Annotated in this window: 17 protein-coding genes; 7 read left to right on the top strand and 10 right to left on the bottom strand. The window is 58.2% G+C overall.

Features of this window, described 5'->3' with window-relative positions; translation table 11 throughout:
* Positions 1–131 precede the first annotated feature (131 nt).
* Complete coding sequence (locus H6G07_RS20230; protein ID WP_073610139.1) at positions 132–1,844, bottom strand: diflavin flavoprotein; 1,713 nt, start codon at positions 1,842–1,844, stop codon at positions 132–134.
* Positions 1,845–2,380: 536 nt separating this feature from the next.
* Here H6G07_RS20230 and H6G07_RS20225 point away from each other — a divergent pair.
* From H6G07_RS20225 to H6G07_RS20215, 3 genes are all read left to right on the top strand, one after another.
* Positions 2,381–3,424: a WecB/TagA/CpsF family glycosyltransferase gene (locus H6G07_RS20225; RefSeq protein WP_199312281.1), complete on the top strand. Its 1,044-nt coding sequence runs from the start codon at positions 2,381–2,383 to the stop codon at positions 3,422–3,424.
* Positions 3,425–3,558: 134 nt separating this feature from the next.
* A complete protein-coding gene (locus tag H6G07_RS20220) occupies positions 3,559–4,395 on the top strand; it encodes a 3'-5' exonuclease (RefSeq protein ID WP_073610095.1) in 837 nt (278 codons plus the stop codon).
* Between the two features lie 151 nt (positions 4,396–4,546).
* Positions 4,547–5,680: a WG repeat-containing protein gene (locus tag H6G07_RS20215; protein WP_199312279.1), complete on the top strand. Its 1,134-nt coding sequence runs from the start codon at positions 4,547–4,549 to the stop codon at positions 5,678–5,680.
* Between the two features lie 2 nt (positions 5,681–5,682).
* Here the strand turns inward: H6G07_RS20215 and H6G07_RS20210 are convergent, their stop codons facing one another.
* Positions 5,683–6,570: an alpha/beta fold hydrolase gene (locus H6G07_RS20210; RefSeq protein WP_073610094.1), complete on the bottom strand. Its 888-nt coding sequence runs from the start codon at positions 6,568–6,570 to the stop codon at positions 5,683–5,685.
* A 277-nt stretch (positions 6,571–6,847) separates the two neighbouring features.
* Positions 6,848–7,561: a COP23 domain-containing protein gene (locus H6G07_RS20205; RefSeq protein ID WP_199312277.1), complete on the bottom strand. Its 714-nt coding sequence runs from the start codon at positions 7,559–7,561 to the stop codon at positions 6,848–6,850.
* A 372-nt stretch (positions 7,562–7,933) separates the two neighbouring features.
* Here H6G07_RS20205 and H6G07_RS20200 point away from each other — a divergent pair, with 372 nt between their 5' ends.
* Positions 7,934–10,057 (top strand): AMIN domain-containing protein, encoded by a 2,124-nt coding sequence (locus H6G07_RS20200; RefSeq protein ID WP_084173420.1) that lies wholly within the window; start codon positions 7,934–7,936, stop codon positions 10,055–10,057.
* A 102-nt stretch (positions 10,058–10,159) separates the two neighbouring features.
* Here H6G07_RS20200 and H6G07_RS20195 read toward each other — a convergent pair whose 3' ends face one another.
* Positions 10,160–10,594, bottom strand: a complete 435-nt coding sequence (locus H6G07_RS20195; RefSeq protein WP_073610091.1) for a DUF1824 family protein — start codon at positions 10,592–10,594, stop codon at positions 10,160–10,162.
* Positions 10,595–10,690: 96 nt separating this feature from the next.
* Here H6G07_RS20195 and radC point away from each other — a divergent pair, with 96 nt between their 5' ends.
* On the top strand, positions 10,691–11,422 hold the full coding sequence (gene radC / locus H6G07_RS20190; protein ID WP_073610090.1) for a RadC family protein: 732 nt from the start codon (positions 10,691–10,693) through the stop codon (positions 11,420–11,422).
* Between the two features lie 168 nt (positions 11,423–11,590).
* On the opposite strand, the gene H6G07_RS20185 is transcribed toward radC, so the two are convergent.
* The 4 genes from H6G07_RS20185 to fabI all read right to left on the bottom strand — a co-directional run bounded on the left by H6G07_RS20185 (position 11,591) and on the right by fabI (position 15,639).
* Entirely contained in the window at positions 11,591–12,724 is a 1,134-nt protein-coding gene (locus H6G07_RS20185; RefSeq protein ID WP_073610089.1) for a hypothetical protein, read from the bottom strand.
* Between the two features lie 197 nt (positions 12,725–12,921).
* Entirely contained in the window at positions 12,922–13,542 is a 621-nt protein-coding gene (locus tag H6G07_RS20180; protein ID WP_073610088.1) for a CPBP family glutamic-type intramembrane protease, read from the bottom strand.
* A gap of 11 nt (positions 13,543–13,553) precedes the next feature.
* Positions 13,554–14,720, bottom strand: a complete 1,167-nt coding sequence (locus H6G07_RS20175; protein ID WP_073610087.1) for a serine hydrolase domain-containing protein — start codon at positions 14,718–14,720, stop codon at positions 13,554–13,556.
* Positions 14,721–14,862: 142 nt separating this feature from the next.
* On the bottom strand, positions 14,863–15,639 hold the full coding sequence (fabI, locus tag H6G07_RS20170) for an enoyl-ACP reductase FabI (RefSeq protein WP_073610086.1): 777 nt from the start codon (positions 15,637–15,639) through the stop codon (positions 14,863–14,865).
* Between the two features lie 127 nt (positions 15,640–15,766).
* Between fabI and hisA the strand changes: the two genes are divergently transcribed.
* Both hisA and H6G07_RS20160 read left to right on the top strand, forming a co-directional pair.
* A complete protein-coding gene (gene hisA, locus H6G07_RS20165; RefSeq protein WP_073610085.1) occupies positions 15,767–16,540 on the top strand; it encodes a 1-(5-phosphoribosyl)-5-[(5-phosphoribosylamino)methylideneamino]imidazole-4-carboxamide isomerase in 774 nt (257 codons plus the stop codon).
* A gap of 76 nt (positions 16,541–16,616) precedes the next feature.
* Entirely contained in the window at positions 16,617–17,417 is an 801-nt protein-coding gene (locus H6G07_RS20160; RefSeq protein WP_073610084.1) for a hypothetical protein, read from the top strand.
* A 41-nt stretch (positions 17,418–17,458) separates the two neighbouring features.
* Here H6G07_RS20160 and H6G07_RS20155 read toward each other — a convergent pair whose 3' ends face one another.
* Together H6G07_RS20155 and H6G07_RS20150 are read right to left on the bottom strand one after the other, a co-directional pair.
* Entirely contained in the window at positions 17,459–17,905 is a 447-nt protein-coding gene (locus H6G07_RS20155; RefSeq protein WP_073610083.1) for a GFA family protein, read from the bottom strand.
* A 244-nt stretch (positions 17,906–18,149) separates the two neighbouring features.
* The gene (locus H6G07_RS20150) at positions 18,150–19,124 is read right to left on the bottom strand and encodes a LysR family transcriptional regulator (protein ID WP_073610082.1); all 975 of its coding nucleotides are present in this window, start codon (positions 19,122–19,124) and stop codon (positions 18,150–18,152) included.
* Between the last annotated feature and the right edge of the window lie 87 nt (positions 19,125–19,211).

Below are 19,211 nucleotides of genomic sequence, written 5' to 3'. Positions count from 1 at the left end.
AACCTACGCTCTAGGTTTCATGGCAAGCTGAAACAGTCTCCAGTTAAGCCGCTCAGCCCCTTGGGCAGTATCCCTACTGGTAGCATATTCGGTTATGGCGTAACCACTTCGGGGCCAGTCGTTCACGCAGCTTAATAGTGGGTGCCGGTTTTGCGGTGGTGAATGGCGGTTTTACCATTGCCATCCAATACCCGGCCCGCCTGCACCGTAGCGTATACCAGCCAGTGATCGCCGCATTCCATGCGCTGCTCGACGGTGCACTCTAGGTAGGCGATCGCCTCGGTCAAGATCGGTGCGCCATTCTCGGCCACCTCGGTCTCAATTTCGGCAAAGCGATCTTCGCCGGGGGCAAAGGGTTTGAGAAAGTGCTTCATCGGCCCCAAGTGCCGCCCTTCTGCCAAAATATTCAGCACAAACCCATAGCCGGGGTACAGCAACGACTCGATCGCTCGATCTTTGGCCACCGCCACCGTAAAGCCCGGCGGCGCAAAGGAAGCCTGAGACACCCAGGAGGCCAGCATGGCGCTCGACACCTCCCCATGGCGGGCAGTCACAATGCACAGTGACCCCACAATCCGGCCCACGGCCTGCTCAACCGCTGAGGCCGGGGTGCGAGGCTGCTTTGCCCGCGTGGCCTTTTTGAGCCCCTGGGCGAAGTCAGTACCCACCTCTTCACAATATTTCAGGGTGACATCGGTGGGCTTAAACTTAACGCGGATGGGCTCAAAGGCCAGGCTATAGCCGCCGTCTTTGAGCTTGCCCTCCAGCAGATCGATTGCCTCCCCGCTCCAGCCAAAGGAGCCAAACACCCCGGCGGGCTGGGTCTTGGAGGCGGTCGATAGCACAATACCCAAGGCCGTCTGCATGGGGGTGGGGGTATGTCCGCCCAGGGTAGGCGACCCCATTAAGAACCCAGCCGAGCCTTCTACAGCCGTTTTGATTTCATCGGGGCTAGCCTGCTCAGCATTAATTGACTCCACCGACACCCCAGCCTTGGTGATACCCCGAGCTAGCGCCTGGGCAATGGTGGCCGTGTTGCCATAGGCTGAAGCATAGATCAGCGCCACCGAAAGGTCTTGACTGGTCTGAGCTTGCCCCCAGTCGCGGTAGCTCTGCACCAGCTCTCGCGGGCTGTAGCGCACCACCGGCCCGTGGCCAGGGGCCAGGGTCTGAAAGGGCAGGGTGGCCACCCTACCCAGGGCGGCCAGCACCTGGCGAGCACTGGCCGCAAATAGACAGTCGAAGTAGTAGCGCCGGTCTTCGAGCAGGTCTTGCCAGCTGAGGTCAAAGACTGCATCGTCGCAGCGGTGAGCCCCAAAGAACTTGTCGGAATACAGCACCTGGGAGTAAGGGTCAAAGGTGGCCAGCCCGCCAGGGTAGCGCGGAGTAGGAATCAGCTCAAATTGCAGGTGATGGCCCTGGCCCAAATCGAGGCGATCGTCACCGCTGCGAATTACCCGCAGGTGGGGCGAGGCCTCGGGTAGCAAGTCTTTGAGAGCCAGGGCAGCAGGGTTCGAGCACACTACAGCAATATCTGGCAACCGCTTCAGCAGAATCTTTAAAGTCTCGACCCGGTTGGGGTTGATATGCCCCAAAACGATGTAATTCAGCTGAGAGAGGTCGATGTGGCCCTCTAGGGCAGCCAGAAATATGTCGCTAAACGATTCACCAGGGGGGTCAATCAGGGCGACGCGATCGGCCTGAATTAGATAGCTGTTTGCCGTAGTGCCACGCTCTAACCCGTACTCAATCTCAAACCGAAGGCGGTTCCAACTGCGGCAGCGCAGTACGGTAGTGCCTGCGGCCATAGCGTAAAGCTGAACATCGCGAGGAGGGGAGGTCATGGGCATTAGGTAACGGCAGTTTTCAAGCGCCCCGGGGTTAATCTGTACTCGGTGAAAGGCCGTACAGAACCACCAAAGCATTAGTCAGACTGCTGCAATTCTAAAGGATAGCGGGAACAGCAGCCCGAGCCGCTACTACCTCAGGTTCCTGCGTCCTGCGATCGCTATGAAGTCAAAGTCAGCTTCACAGAGGTATTCAGCTTTTATGAACTGTGTCGATGCTGTCCGTGCTTTCTCGCACCCTGACCTAGACTGAGTGAGTCTCTTGAGACAATAAGCGAAGATCTGCGCACTGGGTTGAGGTGGGTCACCCCTTCCCACCACCCAACCAGCAAGCACCCCGATAAAATACCGTGATTATACTGAGATGACTAGTTATTTCTATAACACTAAGCTAGTTTATAGCAGCGGTCGCATCTGCCCAACGGGCCATCGAGGGTTGAGCAAGCGATAGGGATAGTTTGGCGTCGGGCAAACAGTTACCTAAGCGCTTTAGTTAATCGATATCTCTCTGGTTCTTGAAGTTGGATAATTTTATGGAGTCACAGTCTACTGGACAGGTTGTTACATCAGCTATTGACGCCGCTGTGATCAACGAAGTCGTTATTGATCCAGTTGTGGAGCAGGGCTTAGAGCCCAGCGATTTGTCATTGATTGACCCGGCGGGTACTTCCCTAGCAGCGGTTCAAGATGGGCAGCCGGTGCCAGCGGAAAATGTCAAACAGCTGTATCGACAGTTTCGTAAGGCCGCCCTAGAATCCACCGCTCGAGAGCTGCGCAAACAGCAGTATGAGCGCATTCAAACCCAGGTCGAAATTCTCAGCATTCCGATCGACAACATTTCGGTCAATGACTTTTTAAGCCAGCTGAAGAAGGGCGTAGTGTTTACCCCCAACGTCGATCACCTGATGAAGCTCCAAAAGGATATGGACTTTGTTAAGGCCTATAGCAAGGCCGACTATCGCGTCTGCGATAGCCAGGTGCTAATGTTTGCTTCTAAATTTTTGGGTACGCCTCTCAAGGCCAAGATTTCGGGGTCGGATCTGTTCCCAATGTTCTGTGAGCACCACCGCAATAACGAGGCCATCAAAATCTTTTTGATGGGTGGAGCGGATGGCATTGCGGCTCAGGCAATGGAGCGCATCAATGCTCGCATTGGTCGGCAGATTATTGTGCAGGCCCACTCGCCGTCTTTTGGGTTTGAAAAGGACGAGGCAGAGTGCGATCGCATTCTAGAGATGATTCGTCAGTCGCCCGCCAACGTGCTGGTTGTAGGCGTTGGTGCACCCAAGCAAGAAAAGTGGATCGCCAAGTACTGCGAGCAACTGCCCAGTATTGATATTTTTCTGGCCGTAGGGGCCGCCATCGACTTCGAAGCGGGCAATAAGCCCCGCTCCCCAGAATTGTTGAGCAAGCTGGGCCTGGAGTGGCTCTACCGCCTGAGCACCGAGCCCGGGCGACTGTGGAAGCGTTACCTAGTCGACGATTTTCCCTTTCTGTGGCTGGTGATCAAGGAGCGCTTTGCCCGGCTCTGGCGCAAGCCCACCGTAGATGAAACCGCGTCTCGCAAGGTTGGCTAGTCTTACCGGAATAGGCTCGACCCATTGATTTAGCCCAGGTAGCTGTTAGGTTGCCTGGGTAAGTTTTTAGGGTCTGGGCGGTGGCATCGGACAAAATATGGCACCTTAGGAGGGTTCCCCGTGGTCATTGCCCTATGGTTCCTGTGTCGGTGGGTGGCATTGCTCAATCTGCGCTCTTGACAGACCAGTTGTTGGCCTACTACCGCCAGCTGTCTAAGGGACTGCTGACGGTGGTTGACGTGGAAACAACTGGGTCTCGCCCAGCCGAAGCCAGAGTGATCGAAATCGCGGTGGTGCAGGGTTCCCTAGACCAGGGAATTACCCACGAGGCATCCTTTGTCGTCAATGCCAATGTGCGCGTACCGCATACTATTACGCGGCTAACGGGCATTACCACCGCCATGGTCGAGCAGGGTACCGCTGCCGATGTGGTGTGGCAGGCGCTGCGATCGCCCCTCGACCAGGGGGTACTCACCGGCCACAACCTGGCCTTTGACTACAGCTTCATCCAGGCAGAGTATCAACGGCTGGGTCAGGGGTTTAAGCGCCCTGAAGCCCAGCAGTTTTGCACCGTCATTTTGTCGCGGCTGCTGCTGGCCGATCTGCCCTCCCGCAGTTTGCCGCAGCTGGTGCGACATTTTGGCTTTGACGTGGGGCGATCGCACCGCGCCCTAGCCGATACCAAGGCCTGCTGGCTACTGGCCAACCTGCTGCTGGAGCGCTTGGCTAACACCTCTGACGATGCCCTGCGGCAGCAGTTTGCTGAGCAGTGGGTGCCCCTGAGGGATGCCGTCAAGGTGTTTGACTGCCCCCGGGTTGACCTGCAACGACAGCTCGATGCCCGTGGCTGTGAACGTCGCACCTCACGGCGGGGCAACCGCCACATGTATCGCCGGGGCGACCTGGAAACCCTCTACCGCGAGCTTTACCCAGAGCAGCTGACATCCAATCTGGGCGAGGCGGGAGGTTAAAGGGCGTCACCAGCGCTTGTTGCCGACTGCGTCCTAAACCTGGATTTTCTTAAAGGTTTTCCCACAGCCGGGGAAAAATTCGTCATGGTTACAGGGGTAGGGGGTAGAGAAGTTGCTATTGCAGGACTGGGGCTGAGGCCAGGAGAATTTTATGGCGCGATCGCCCGGACAACGGCGGACGTGGGGCTGGGGCGGAGTAGCCCTGGCACTGCCGACCTTGGTGGCCTGTGGGCCGCCCCCGGCTGCCTTGGGCGGCACGCCGCAGCCGACCACCACAATGCTAGAGTTCATAAACCCTCAACCCATTGCTCTGGCCAGCGCGATGACTAGCCCCCTGCTGTTCGATACCGTCTCAGACTTTGCCGAAGGGGTGGCCCTGGTACGCCTCAACACGAGCCTGGGCTATATCGATCGCGAGGGCAACCTGAGCGTTAGGGTTGGCGACGAAAATATTACTATGGCCGCCGACTACGCCGAGGGGCTGGCGGTTGCCCAAGCCGGAGCCTACTTTGGCTACCTCGATCGCCAGGGTCAGTGGGCCATACCGGTGCAGTTTCGCAAGGCCAAGTCGTTTTCTGAAGGGCTGGCAGCGGTGCAGGGGGGCACCAAGTATGGCTATATCAATCTCCAGGGTGAGTGGGTGATTGAGCCCCAGTTTGACTTGGCGGAAGGGTTTGTGGGCGATCGCGCCCTGGTGAAGCTGGGGGAAACCTACGGCTACGTCGACCCCGAAGGCCGCACCACCATTCCCCTAGAGCTGAAGGATGCCTGGAGTTTTTCTGAATCGCTGGCGGTGGCGCGGGTCGATCGGCTCTACGGCTACATTGACCCTAGCGGCACGATGGCGATCGCCCCCAGCTACGACGGAGCTTTTAGTTTCTCTGAGGGTCTAGCCCGGGTACGCCGAGGCTCTAACTTTGGCTTCATCGATATCTCTGGGGCGACGGTGGTCGAGGCCACCCTACCCTTTGCTTCAGACTTTTCGGAGGGGCTGGCGGCAGTGCTGATCGAGGGCCAGTGGGGTTACATCGACCGCACCGGCCAGGTCGCCATTGCCCCCAGCTTCGCCTACGCCGCCGATTTTTCCGAGGGATTGGCTGCCGTTCAGAAAGATGGGCTCTATGGCTATATTGACCCTAAGGGAGCTTGGGTCGTAGAACCTCAGTACACCAATGCCGGGCGGTTTTCGGAAGGGCACGCGCGGGTGCAAATCGACAACCGCTGGGGCTTTATTGACACTGAGGGTAAGGTGCTCACTGGAGTTGGCTTCAAAGGGTTGGAGTAACTCTACTCGGCCAAATCGGCCAAAAATTGCTGAATCAGCCCAATAGTGACCCCAGGCTGCTCTAGCTGGGGGGTCAGCCCCACCCCTGGCAGCACCTCAAAGCGGCGGATGGCAGCGGGGTTAAGGGCTGCGAACCGGCGACCGATCGACACGTCAGTGAGTTGGGCTACTTTGCCCCAGAGCAGGGCGGTAGGGGTAGTGAGCTGGGGCAGGTAGGTAGCCAGATCAAAGCTCAGGTCGCCTCGCACAAAGGCGAGGGCAGCGACATCGGCATTGGGCTGCTGGGCCGACATCAGGTAGGCCGCTACGATGTCGTCAGAAATTTTGCTGGCATCGGCAAACTGGCGCTGGGTCAAGAACAGCTTGATGCCGTCGGCGGTGGCGATCGCCCTCCAATAGAGCACCTGATCAATCACCGGTAGCTTCACAATCTGGTTGATCACCGAATCATTGGGGTCTTGGCCAAAGTCGGCTAGCCCCGCCGGGGCCACCAAAAACAATCCTCGCAGGCGATCGGGGTGATCGATGGCAACCCTCACCAGCATGGCCCCGCTAAGGGATGAAGACATGACAACGGGTGGAGCCGGGCAGAGTTCGATCAATTCACTCAGCAGGCTCAGGTAGTCGGCGGTGGTCAAGGGGCGATCGGGATGGTCGGAGTTCCCCCAGCCAATCAAATCGGGGGCCAGTACCGGGTGCTCTGCGGCAAAGGCTGGATATACCTTAGACCACTCGTAGCTCGACGACCCACCGCCAAAGCCGTGGATAAACAGCAGGGGTACGGACGAGGTTGGGGGGGCAAGCCAAAAGTTGGGGTCGGCTTCGGTGTAGGCTACGGTGCCCAAACTCAGGGCCACCGATCGCTGGATAAAACCGGGAGGGATAAACATAAAACCACGCCGTTACTGCCTTCTGATTACCACGAAGCCTTGCCCCTTGCCCACTGGCCTTGGGGGCGATGGTGTCATCCCCAATCCTGCTGGGGATTCTTTGACGGCATGATGCTGGTTTTGGCTATAGACAGCAGCAGCGCTGGCTCAGGTACCTGAGTCAGCGCTATCGTCGCAAGGGTGAGGGCAATTTCTATCACCCTGCGATATGTATGGTGGGCTATTGAGTCATCAAAGTTGAGTCATTAGTCATTCCACCCGAACCGAATTAGCGCTTCTAGCGAAACGCATCGGGGTTAAGAGACCGACCGGCAGGGCTGCCGCCGCTCAGACGAGCGCCGGTGCCGCCATCGGTGGGGTCGAGAAAGGGCTTAAGGTTAATGCCGCTGCTGCGCGGGCTGCTGGCGGAACTGGGCAGACCCAAAATATTGCCAATTTGCCCTAGCACGTCGCTGTTGCCGCCCGCAAAGGTGGTGACCCCGTCGGTTTGGTCGCCTCGGTCGGCGATCGCCAGGTTGTCAAACACGAGATCGCGGGTTGCGGTCGCATCTTGCCCCGGGGGCACGGTGAATACGATACGGCAGCCAGGAGTGTTTTCAGTCGTGACGCAGACGGTGTTGTAACCATTTTCTACCGAGGTTTCAAGCGCCATCAGACCGTCAGGACGGTACTCTTCCAGACGGGCGCTAATGGTAGCACAGCGGCGTTCGGCAGGCCAGGCACTGCCCATATCTTGGGGTACTGCCCAGGGGTAGGCTTGCCCCGGCTGACTAGTGGGGGAATACATTACGGTGTATTGCCCATCCTGCATCTGACAGGTGAAGCGCGGTGCGGTATCCGCCTCAGCGGACTCTGCCGGAGTCGTTTCAGGGGTGCTTTCTGGAGTTTGGGTTTGGGCTTGGCCGACGGCCCCAAACGGCCCGGTCAGTAGGGCGGTGGCTAGCCCACCCATGAGTACTTTAGTGAACGAGCTAGTCGTAGAACGAACCATGGTGTGCTGCCTCCAGAAGTCGATTTTGCGTGTGAGTACATCTTTGCTCAGGGTGCCCCGGCGGCTGAAATTCAGACCAGCCCGCAAGATTGCTTAACCCCAAAAGCAATTCCCTGTTGTGCGCGACGCGATCGCTGCCCCACAAGTTCCCCCCACTGCCTATCGCCTCAGCTCTCTGAGCTTTACCTGCTTAAACTTTCCTCTACCCCTTGCAATTCTCGAGATTGTGCGTATCCTTAGTTAGGCTTTGGGCTCACGCTGTATTTAGGCTAGGCAAACCTAGGTTTGACGCTGCATCTAGCGTTTGCCAAGGAAATCATTGGCAACTGCGTTCACTCCACACTCACACCGCCCTAGAGGGAGACATAACCCATGGCATACCCAACCCACCATTCTCCTACATCACGTACCGGCTACCGTCTGGGTGGCTGGGCAGGCGCTGGTCTGATGGTGTCTACCCTGCTAATTATCAGCCCCGCCGCCCAGGCCGAAACCCTGGCCGCCTGGCAGTTTGACCCAGCAACCCAGCAGTTAACCTTTACCCTGCCCAGCGGCATCACGCCGCAGTACGCCGTCGCAGCGGACGCTTCCCAGATTGTGGTGACCTTGCCCGAAACCCAGTTGGGAACGGCAACCACCCAGCAAACCTACAGCGGGGCTGTGAGTCAAGTGAGCCTCAGCCAGGTGAACGATGCCACCGTGGTGGTGCTCGACCTGGTCGCCGATGCCGAGCTAGCCGCAGAGGGAATCAGCCTGATTTCTATCGCCGCAGGTGATCAAACCCGCTGGGTGCTCACCGCCTCAGCCACTGCCCCTACGGCGTCTGTGCCCAGCAGCGCCCCTGCACCAGACAGTAACTCCATGATTGTGGAACTGCCGGTGATTCCAGGAAATGACCCACAACTAGGCTTTCCGGAGGCGGGTACTGGACGGCTGAGCACCTCAGCGGCCAACCTGATGCTGCCCAGCGATATTGCCAGCCTGACCAACCTGCCTGAAACTCTGCCCGTAGACCCCTTCAACCTCGGGCAACCCGGAGAGCAGATATCGGTGCCCAGCCTGGCTGAACTTGACGCGGTGATCGGCCCAGTGGCCACTGCGCCCCAAGGGCCAAGCTTAGCCTCGACCGAACCGCCGATCGCTGGGGCAGCACAGCCTGAGACAGCGATCGCCCCCCTGCCCGCCGTACAGCCTCCCGCCAGTACCGGCTCGGTGCTGACCTTTGAGCCACCGTCGCTGGCCGAGGGCGCTGTCCCCACCGCCCAGCTACCGGTTGCCGCAGCTCCTACCCCTAGCCCCGAAGCAGTGGCAACCCAGCCAGCCAGTTCCCCTGTCTCTCCGGCTGCGCCCGCGATCGATACCGAGACCAGCGGTGTGCCCATTGCGGTCACTCCACCTGAGCTGCCAACCCCTGGGCAACCAGCGGTAGAGCCTGAGGCGACCGAATCGGAGGCGATCGCGGCGGCTCCAACCCCTGCCCCTCCTGTCGAAGCCAGCAGCCCGACTCCGGTCATTGCCGCCGACCCCCCAGCCTTACCAGAACCGCCCGCAGAGGCGATCGCAGCAGCTCCAACCACAGCCCCGGCGGATGAAGCCAGCAGCCAGACTCCGGTAATTGCTGCCGACCCACCGCCCCTACCAGAACTGCCCGCAGAGACGGCAATGGTTGAAACCCAACCTGCTGGGGCGATCGCCGTTCAGCCCGACGCGATTAGCCAAGAGCCACCCCCGCTGGCCACGGTTCCCGTTGAGTTAGCTGGCACCGACCCCAATCTTCTGACCGTACCCACTGCTCCAACTACCACCAGCCAGGGTACTGTAGTTCCCCCATCGAGTCCGGTGATGTTGGCCGCAGCTAGAGAAACCGTTCTATTTGGCAGCCCCCTGCCCGGTAGTAGCGACCAGGCAGCCCTACCCAGCGCTATTAACCCGGCTTCTAGCGATCGCCCCCTTTCCCCCGACACGCTGGTAGCAGCGGGCACGGTGCTAGAGCTGCGCTACGTCGGCGATCAGCCCCTCGATCTCAACGCCAGCTCCAGCCAAAACCAGGTACTGCTGCTGGCCCACGACATTCGTGACCCCATCACCAACGGCGTTGTCGCCCCGGCGGGCAGTCAGCTCATTGGCCAGTTTGAACCAACCCCCCAGGGCCAGCGCTGGGTGAGCAAAATGCTGATTGCCCCCACCGGGCAGCAGGTCGATTTTGCCAGCACTACTGAATACATGGTGGGTAACACCGAGGTGAGCAGCCCACGCCTGGCCGCTGGGGCGGGATTAGGGGCCCTAGCTCTGCTGCTGTTGACCGGATTTAGCGGCATCGGTCTAATCGGCGGCGCTCTGGTCGGGGCCACAACCGTGGTGGGCACCTCTCCCCAGTACGTTGTCATTGAGCCGAACCAGGTGATTCAGGTGCAGGTGATGCAGGATATTCCCCGTGCTATCCCCATCGCAGCCGCCCCAGAAACCAGCCGCGAGTGGGGCAGCGGCGGCTGGTAAATCAGCACTGGCCAAGCAGAACATGTCAGCAGAAAGGCTTCAGGTAGAAGAGGAACACACTTCTACCTGAAGCCTTTCTGCTGCGCCCTTAACCCCAATCAACTAGGGCTGCGCTGGGAACAGGTCGAACGGAAACGGGCCGTAGGTGCCCGACAATTCAGTTACCTCGGGGTCAGAGGTGTGAAAGGTAATGAGCACCCCACGCGATGGGCCGCTGTAATCATCCAAATACCACGCGCCTTTGAGGGTGTTGAACTTGAGATAAATCGCTCCCTCACGGGCAGGCAGGTCTAGGCTGACGGTAACCCTAAGGGCTTTCAAAAATGACTCCAGGGCTTGCTGCCCCTCAGCCAAGGTATCGGCACAAATGCCCAGAGTTTGATAATCAGACCAGTCGTTAAAGTCGCTCAGGTCAGCCCGCACCTGGGCAGCTTCGGCATCGCTGAGGGTCGGTGGCGTAGTCAGGCAGCTAAACTGGCCCAGCCGCTGGCGAATGGCGGCGATCGCAGCAGCGGAGGGAAAGGACGAAGTGGTCATAGGGAGTTCTCTGTTGTCTGTTTCGGGGGTGAATTATCCCACAGCGGTTGGGCTTACTAGCAATGGGCCTCTGGCCCAGCTACCAGAGGTGCCACCATGACCTACCATGTCCGCATGTTAGACATGCCGTCGAGCGATCGCCCGCGAGAACGGCTGCTATCTTACGGAGCTAAAAGCCTCTCGGCTGCAGAGCTACTGGCCATTTTGCTGGGTACAGGCCAGGGGCCAGGTAAGCTGTCAGCAGTGGGGCTTGGCCAGCTTATTCTGCAAGAAATGGGGCAAAATCAGCGCGATCCGCTCACCTCGCTAAGGGATGTATCGGCCCACGATCTGGAGCAAATTTCAGGCGTTGGCCCGGCTAAAGCCACCACCATATTAGCCGCCATTGAGCTGGGGAAACGGGTGCTGCAAGCGATTCCGCCCGAAAAAACCGTCGTGGACGACCCCGCCATTGCCGCCGCCGCTCTCAGCCACGAATTGATGTGGCAGGCCCAGGAGCGCTTTGCTGTGGTACTGCTTGATGTGCGCCACCGGCTGATGGGCACCAAGGTGATCACCATCGGCACCGCCACCGAAACCCTGGCTCACCCAAGAGAAATTTTCAAAACCGTGATTCGCCACGGTGCGGTGCGCTGCATCGTGGCGCACAACCATCCTTCAGGCAACCTCGAACCTTCCCCCGACGACCTCTCGCTCACCCGTCAGCTCCTTCAGGGGGCGCAGATTCTCGCTGTGCCGGTGCTCGACCATTTAATTATTGGCAACGGTGACTTCCGCAGCCTGCGCCAAACCACCCAGCTCTGGCAAGAAACACCTCAGGGAGCCTAGGGGCGCGTTGGGCTTTCAGGGTGATGCAGACGCACAACGCAGCAATGGTTAACCCAAGGTATAGGCCAGGCTAGTCTAAGCAACAAAAAGAGGGTGCAATGGTCAAAATCCGATCCTGAAAGGATCATGCACCCTCCTATAGCTTTGTCCGAGAGGATTTGCGATCGCCTAGATCGGCGCAGCAGCAGAAGCTTCCAACGCTGGTGCTATGGTCGCTAGGTCAAGGCTGTCGTTGATGTCGCCGAGGGGCGTAATCAAAGAAGTCGTAGCAATGCCACCACTGACATCAATCACGCCATCGATACCGGCAAAGAAGTCGGCTCCCTGATTGGTGAAGGCCACTACGTCAAAGGTGGTCTCAAACAGGCCCAGGGGGCCTTCGATCGCAGCATCGAGCACGCCATCGGTGAGCGTGCCGGTGCCATTTAGATCTTGAACAAACTCAGCCACATATTCGCTGGCCAAAGGCCCAATAGCGAAATCGGTCGCTACCGGCAGGCTCAGGCCAGAGCCGATGGGCACTGAAGCATCCAAACTAGCCAGCCCGTCAGCCAGCGTCAACGACCCAGTCACCGCCGAGAGGGGCACCGACAGATCGCCAAAGGCACCTAGGGATGCCACAATATTGCCGCTGTTGAGGTCAACGGCACCGTTGATGTCGCCCACCAGCGGCAGCGCCGCAGCGAAGGGGACAACCGCGTCATCTTGAAAGTCGATGTCGGCCACTAGCTGGCCAAAGGGCGTGGCCAAATCGAGGTTGAGATCGCCTCCGGCCACATCGACGGTGCCACTAATCGGGCCGAGGGCCGTGGCCGAGTCTAGGGTAAACGCACCGTTGGCAAAGGGCACGGTGTCATCAATGGCGTTGATGGCATCCAGCACGAAGGTGCCAGCGGCGGCAGATAGGTCAAACCCGAGCACGGTGGCTGTTTGGTCGTCCGTGGCGATCGCCGCCTCTAAAATTCCCCCATCTAGGGTGAAGGTGCCATCTGAGACAGCGGCCAGATCGGCAAAGCCTCGCAGCGTTGTCGGGGCATCAAAAGTGCCCGTTAGGGCCGTGCCATCGGCCAGCAGCAGGTTGGCGTCAAACAGACCATCCTCCACAGAAATTTGGCCGGTAGCATCGGGTAGGGCGCTGGCGAAGTCGGACACCAGGTCAGCAAAGCCAGGGTCGAAAGCCGCCAGCAGAGTTAGCACACTGGTGCTGCTGAAGAAGGCTTCGTTGGGGGTAAATTCAACGATGGCTTCTTCTTCGTTGAAAAAATCTTGGTTAGGCGACAAATCAGTATCAGTCAAAGACATAGGGAACACCCTTGCTTTCCTTTAGATAAACATCAGCGACAGATAACCTGTCGCAGGCGGCGCTAGGGCCACCCACTGGTCTGCAATGCTCCGCTGGGTATTGTGCCACAGGAATTTAAGAGTGCCTAGGTAAAGTTTTGGGCGATCGCATCGTCATTCCTGCATATTCCCCTAGCCTTACCACCGCAGGCCGCTCACTACCGAAACGGCGCGATCGGCTTGCGTTCTCTGCCCCGAACCGCCCTCACACCACTCAGCCGCGCCCAGCCGCCAAAGCGATAAACCCACACCAGCACCACCACCCAGTGCATCAGCACCACCACCCAAAGCGATCCCGTAATCCAGTACGCGCCGATCAGTATTAGCCCCAACCAGCCTGCTAGCACCAAAAAGCGAGGGTCAGAGAGGCCAGCTCCAGTTCCTCGGTACAGGGTTCTATCCAGCAAAACGTGGTACAGAACAAACGCCACAAAACTGACAATGCCCCACAGCAGCCAGCGATCGCCGGGCACTCCTTCTACCGGGTGGGGCAGCAGCATGACGCGAAAGATCGTTTCTTCGAGCAGGGCGGGGGCAATGAAACGGCGCAGCGCATCTAGCCCCAGACCGAGCGGGGTAGCAGCGGCATTTTGTCGCACCAAAAACCCATTCTTCAGCCCAAAGGGTAGGGCTATCAGGCCATAAAGGGCGATCGCTCCCAGGCCCAGCAGACCCAGAGGCCAGCTCAGCCCGGTGGCAGAGGCATCGGCCAAACGCTGAGCCCCTCGCTCCAGGGCAGGAATGCCGCCAAACAGCAGGGTGAAACTAAAACAGGACATTGCGCCCCCCCTCATGGCCGCCGCAGCCCCTCCACGATCGCATTCACGATCACCGCATCGTTCCAGGCGGGAGGCTCTTCGCCCAGTCGCACGATCACTAGCTCTTCTGATGGAATCACGTACACCCGCTGGTGGTGGCGACCGTCGAGGTAAAACGTGTCGGCGGCAGCAAAGGGAGCTGACGAAGCTCGGTTGACCTGGGGGTAGTCGGCGGTGCGGGCCTTGAGCCAGATGTGCAGGCCAAAGGTCGGCTCCAGGGGCGACGCTTCTAGCATTTGCGCTAGCCAATCGGCGGGGATGATTTGGCGATCGCCCACTTTGCCCTGGTGCAGCAGCATTTGCCCCAGCCTCACCCAGTCTGGGGCAGTGGCAAAAAAGCAGCAAAAGGGTTTGGCGCTTCCTCCAGGGCGATCGAGCCAGAGAAAGCCATCCCCCGCGCCCAGCGGCTGCCAGAGGCGGCTGCTCAGGTAATCGCCAAAGGATTCTCCTGTGGCTCGCTCTAGCACTAGACTGAGCAGTTGTGAGTTGAAGTTGCTGTAGTCAAACGCCTGGCCAGGAGCGCTTTCTAAAGGAATATCCAGCACAAGTTTTTGGGTATTTGAGCCGCCATAGAGCTGCACCAGGTCAGATCGCAGCGTGTCGATGCGGTTGTCGTTGCGCAGGCCCGACTGCATGTAGAGCAGATCGGCCAGGGTGATAGCGCCTCTGGGGTCGTCGGCCCATTCTGAAATATAAGTGCCGACAGGGTCTTGAATGGAACCGATGTGCCCCTCATCGATCGCCACGCCAATCAGCAGCGCCAGCAGGGTTTTGACCATCGACATGGAGTTAACGGGGTCGCTGGCCTGGTGGCCCTGCCAGTATTGCTCGACCACTAGGCGATCGCGGTGCATCACCAGCAGCGCCACCGAATTCTGCTCCTCGGCAAAGTCCAAGGCCCTTTGCAGGGCTCTGGGAGAAATCTCGGTTGTCTCGACCTGCGCCAGCGATGGGGCTTGGGGGCCAACGCCGGGAACGAGCTGCTGAGGCCGATACCAGGCCGCTGAGGTGATGGGGGTGTCGGGGTAGGTAAGCGATCGCCCCAGCAGTCGCCAATCGACCGAAACACGCAGCAGTCCACCTACGGCCACCAGACCCACCACCGTCCACAGCCTAGGCCCAAGGAAAGCTCTCGTCATACTGCCGTCGAGTTATTTCCTGCAATTCCAGGCTCTATTCTAGCTAGCTTGGACTCAGCCATCTTCAGCAGCCAGATCCCAGGGTTCTTTTGGCCTTATCCAGGGTCTACCTGTCATGCAACCCTGGGATCTGCGCTTACCCCTACATGCCCATGATGCAGTAGCCAGAATCGACATAAAGAATTTGCCCAGTCATGCCCGTCGATAGGTCGCTGCACAGAAATGCCGCTGTGTTACCTACTTCGGTCTGCGTCACGGTGCGGCGCAGGGGAGCAATTTCTTCGACGTGGTGAATCATATCGAGAATGCCGCCCACCGCTGACGACGCCAGGGTGCGAATGGGGCCAGCGGAAATGCCGTTGACGCGAATATTGTTGGGGCCAAGCTCAGAGGCTAAGTAGCGCACGTTCATTTCTAGCGCCGCTTTCGCAATACCCATCACGTTGTAGTTGGGCACCACCCGCGCGCCGCCCAGGTAGGTGAGGGTGACGATGCTGCCACCATCGGTCATGAGCGCTTTAGCCCCGCGCGCCAGGGTAATTAACGAGTAGGCGCTGACATCCAGCGCTAGCTGAAAGCCTGCTTTAGACGTGTTGCTGAAGTCACCCGTCAGGTCATCGCGGTTGGCGAAAGCTAGGCAGTGAATCAGAATATCGAGCTTGCCCCACTTTTCGCCAATGGTGCTGAAGACCTGCTCGACCTGGGCTTCATCCTGCACGTTGCAGGGCAAAAACAGACTGGGATTGAGGGGGTCAACCAGGTCTTTGACCTTACCTTCCATCCGGCCTCTTTCGTCGGGCAGGTAGGTGATGCCCAGGTTGGCCCCGGCTTTGTGCAGCTGTTGGGCAATGCCCCAGGCAATCGATTTATTGTTGGCAATGCCCGTTACCAGGGCGTTTTTACCAGTCAGGTCTAGCATGGTGTCGTTACGTTTGGGCGGTGGTGATTCGCATTTAGGAGTCTACGGGAATTTGGGGCCGGTGAATAGGGTATAGCCCGATAGAATGAATAGGCTATTCTGCTGAACGTTTACGTCTCCGCTACCCATGGAAGTTATTCCCGCTATTGATTTGATTGACGGTCGCTGTGTGCGGCTGTACCAGGGCGACTACGCCCAAACCGAGGTGTTTAACGACAACCCGGTGGAGGTAGCGCGGCAGTGGGTAGATCAAGGGGCCACGCGGCTACACTTGGTGGATCTCGATGGGGCTAAATCAGGTAAACCCGAGAACTGGCTGGCGATCGCGGCCATTGCCAAAGCGGTAGATATTCCCATCGAAGTGGGGGGCGGACTGCGCGATCGCGCCCGCGTCACCGATCTCTTCTCTCTGGGGGTGCGCTACGCCATTTTGGGGACGGCTGCGATCGAGAACCCTGAGCTGGTCAGCGATCTAGCCAGCGAATTCCCTGGCCAGATCATCGTTGGCATCGACGCCCGCGACGGCAAAGTGGCGACGCGCGGCTGGCTCGAAACGTCGGAGGTTGAGGCGATCGCCCTCGCCCAGCAAATGGAGCAGCGCGGCGCAGCGGCGGTGATCTATACCGATATCCAGCGCGACGGCACCCTGCAAGGGCCAAATATTGCCGCCATGCGGGCCATGGCCGAGGCCGTGTCCATGCCGGTGATCGCCTCTGGCGGCGTCGGTGCCCTGCGCGATCTGCTCAGTCTGCTGGCCCTAGAGAGTCAGGGAGTCACCGGCGTCATTGTGGGCCGCGCCCTCTACACAGGAGATGTCAGCCTCAAAGAAGCGGTGCGGGCGGTAGGCAACGGTCGGTGGCAGGATGTGCCCCCCTCCCTGGGCGATTCAGCCTTTGCTTAGCAATGAAGTGGTGAAGGATCGGCCTTGATTGGCGATCGCCATACCTAACACTCACTGTTTGGAAACCGAATTGGATATGGACTCTGTTGTATTAGATACCCCATTCGAGCCCGCTGCCCTAGCCAAAGCCAGCACCGCCACCCTAAAAACCAGCCTAATCAAACAGGTAGACGAGCGTGAGGCAGAGCCAATGGCTAAAAAAGTTCGGTTTGCCAACCAGACTCTCATGCCCCTCTTCAACGAGTTAGAAAAGCGAAATCCCACCCCTGATTTGCATCAACAAATTCCGCTGCTCAAAGGGGTTTGGCATTCAGTTTGGTCTACTAATCCCTTTCAAGATATTTTGCCAGGGCGCGTGCTCCATGAGTCTTACCAAATCTTTAGTGATCACGGCTTTTATGCCAACTTAGCCCGCTACAAACCAGGCCGCAAAGCCCCAATTTTGAGCTGGGTTTCGCGCTGGTTACTCAGCTACGATTTGATGATTATGCAGAGCTATGCTGTCCAATCTCAAACCCCAGCCAAACCCAATCAGCCGTTAATGCCAGGGCGATCGGGTGATCAATATTGGGAAATCCAGAATGTCTGCATTCAGCAGGTTTTGCGCATTGGCTCCCGTTCCTTCAGTGCTGAAACCGCTCAAAACTGGTTTGAGCAAGCGGTAGACAAATATCAAAAGCAGCCCGAATCTCAGCGACAAACTTCGATACCCAGCCGGAGCACTACCCGCGTTACCGCCAAGCAGTACCAACAGATTTCTAAGGCTCGACCTCAGCTAGACAATTTGTATATTGATCAAGATTTTCGCCTAGTCAAAACCCAGCGAGAAAAATCTCAGCGCCCGTCCTACACGGTAGCGCTGCGCCTACCGAGCTAACCCCTACCTTCGAAGCACAAGATTCGCTTTTGGCGGCCCCATCACTTTGCAAACTCTGCCAATAGCGCTGGAAACTGTTCTGGTGGCGGAAATTTGCTGAAGCTATAGGTGGCAGGTGTTGTCGCCCAGGGTAGTTTCTCGTCAGTATAGGTTTCAATGAACGGGCTGAACGATTGAGCATCTTCCATAAGGCTAGCGCGGATATTAACGAAGTCATCTAGACCTTCGGGCCGGGTAAACAGCCAGCTCATGCAGTGGCCACAGAAATAATGGCGGGTAGCCCCGTGCAGACCGCCAATCACCGGGCTACCCGATGTAATGTTGAAGCTTTCGCTGGGGTAAAGAGCGCTCAGCGAAAAGGCGCTAGATGTCATTTGCTGACAGCCAGTGCAGTGGCAGGCCATCGTGATCAGCGGCTCTGAATCTACTTCAAATTGAACCTGCCCACATCTACAACGCCCTCGATTGGGAGAAGTCTTGTCTGTCATTGCTTACTCCTGGGTTGTTCACAACCTAGCGCAATCTCGCATAACCCATCCAAAGCTTTTGTAAGGCTGAATCAGCGGGATATTTGTGGCCTGTAGAGCGCCAACTAGCCAATTAAACATTCCAGCCCTACTCAGGGTGAAATATAGAAAAGTGGAGATCCCCAACAAAGGATAATGGGTCTATTGGTTAGCCAAGATCGAGATCTATTTTTGAAGGAGGTTTAAGTTGCCTCACCTGTTCTGGCTAGACCTTGGTCAGTAGCTCTGCGCCCTTGGGGTCGATCGCAGCGGGTGCCCGGTTAATTCCCGGCAGCAGATGTTCTACTAGGGTGTGGCTTTCTTCTAGCAGATAGTTTAGAAACGCCTGGGAGACTACCGAGAGCTGCTTACCCGCCAGGTGAGCCACATACCAGTGGCGATCGATGGGGAAGTGGTCAACGTCGAGGATGGCAAACTCGCCCCGGGTGCCCTCAGAAATAATGGTGTGCAGCGACAGCACCGAGATGCCCAAGCCCCCTGCGATCGCCTGCTTGATCGCCTCATTGCTGCCCAGCTCCAGGCGCACCTTCACATTCACGTCGTGCTCGGCAAACAGCTTTTGCACCGCGTGGCGGGTACCCGACCCCGGCTCGCGCATGATGAACTGCTCGCCATCGAGGACGCTGATGGGCGATCGCGCCTTGCCCACCAGCGGATGATCCTGTGGCCCCAGCACCACCAAGGGGTTTTCGAGAAAGGGGTAGATCTTGAGGTCAGGCTGCTCGGGCGGCGTGCTGATGATGTAGAGATCGTCGTCGTTAGTGGCCATGCGCTCTTGAAGCTGCTGGTGGTTCGTCACCTTTAGCGAGATATCAATGCCGGGGAACCGCTGGCAAAACGGCCCCAGCAGCCGAGGCACAAAATATTTGGCCGTGGTGATCACCGCCAGGCGCAGCTGACCCTGCTTAAGCCCCTTTAGATCAGACACCGCCATCTCAAACTGGTCGAGGCCGTCAAAAATTTCCTGGCAGGTGTCTAGCAGCTTTTGCCCTGCCTGGGTGAGGTAGAGGCGCTTGCCGATCTGCTCAAACAGCGGTAGCCCCACCGCCTTGGTTAGCTGCTTCACCTGAATCGACACCGTGGGTTGGGTCAGGTAGAGCTCTTCAGCGGCCCGGGTAAAGCTGCCGTGGCGGGCAGTTGCTTCAAAAACCTTAAGCTGGTGCAGCGTGGCATGAATCAACGAACAACCTCCCCAATCAAGCAACGGCACTTTTTACATAGACGCTATTCTATCAAATCGGGATGACTTAGTCTGCTTTTTCTATGA

The organism is Phormidium tenue FACHB-1052 (assembly GCF_014696675.1).
GTDB classification, from domain to species: Bacteria; Cyanobacteriota; Cyanobacteriia; order Phormidesmidales; family Phormidesmidaceae; genus Nodosilinea; species Nodosilinea tenuis_A.
This window is presented reverse-complemented; position numbering and strand designations above follow the sequence as displayed.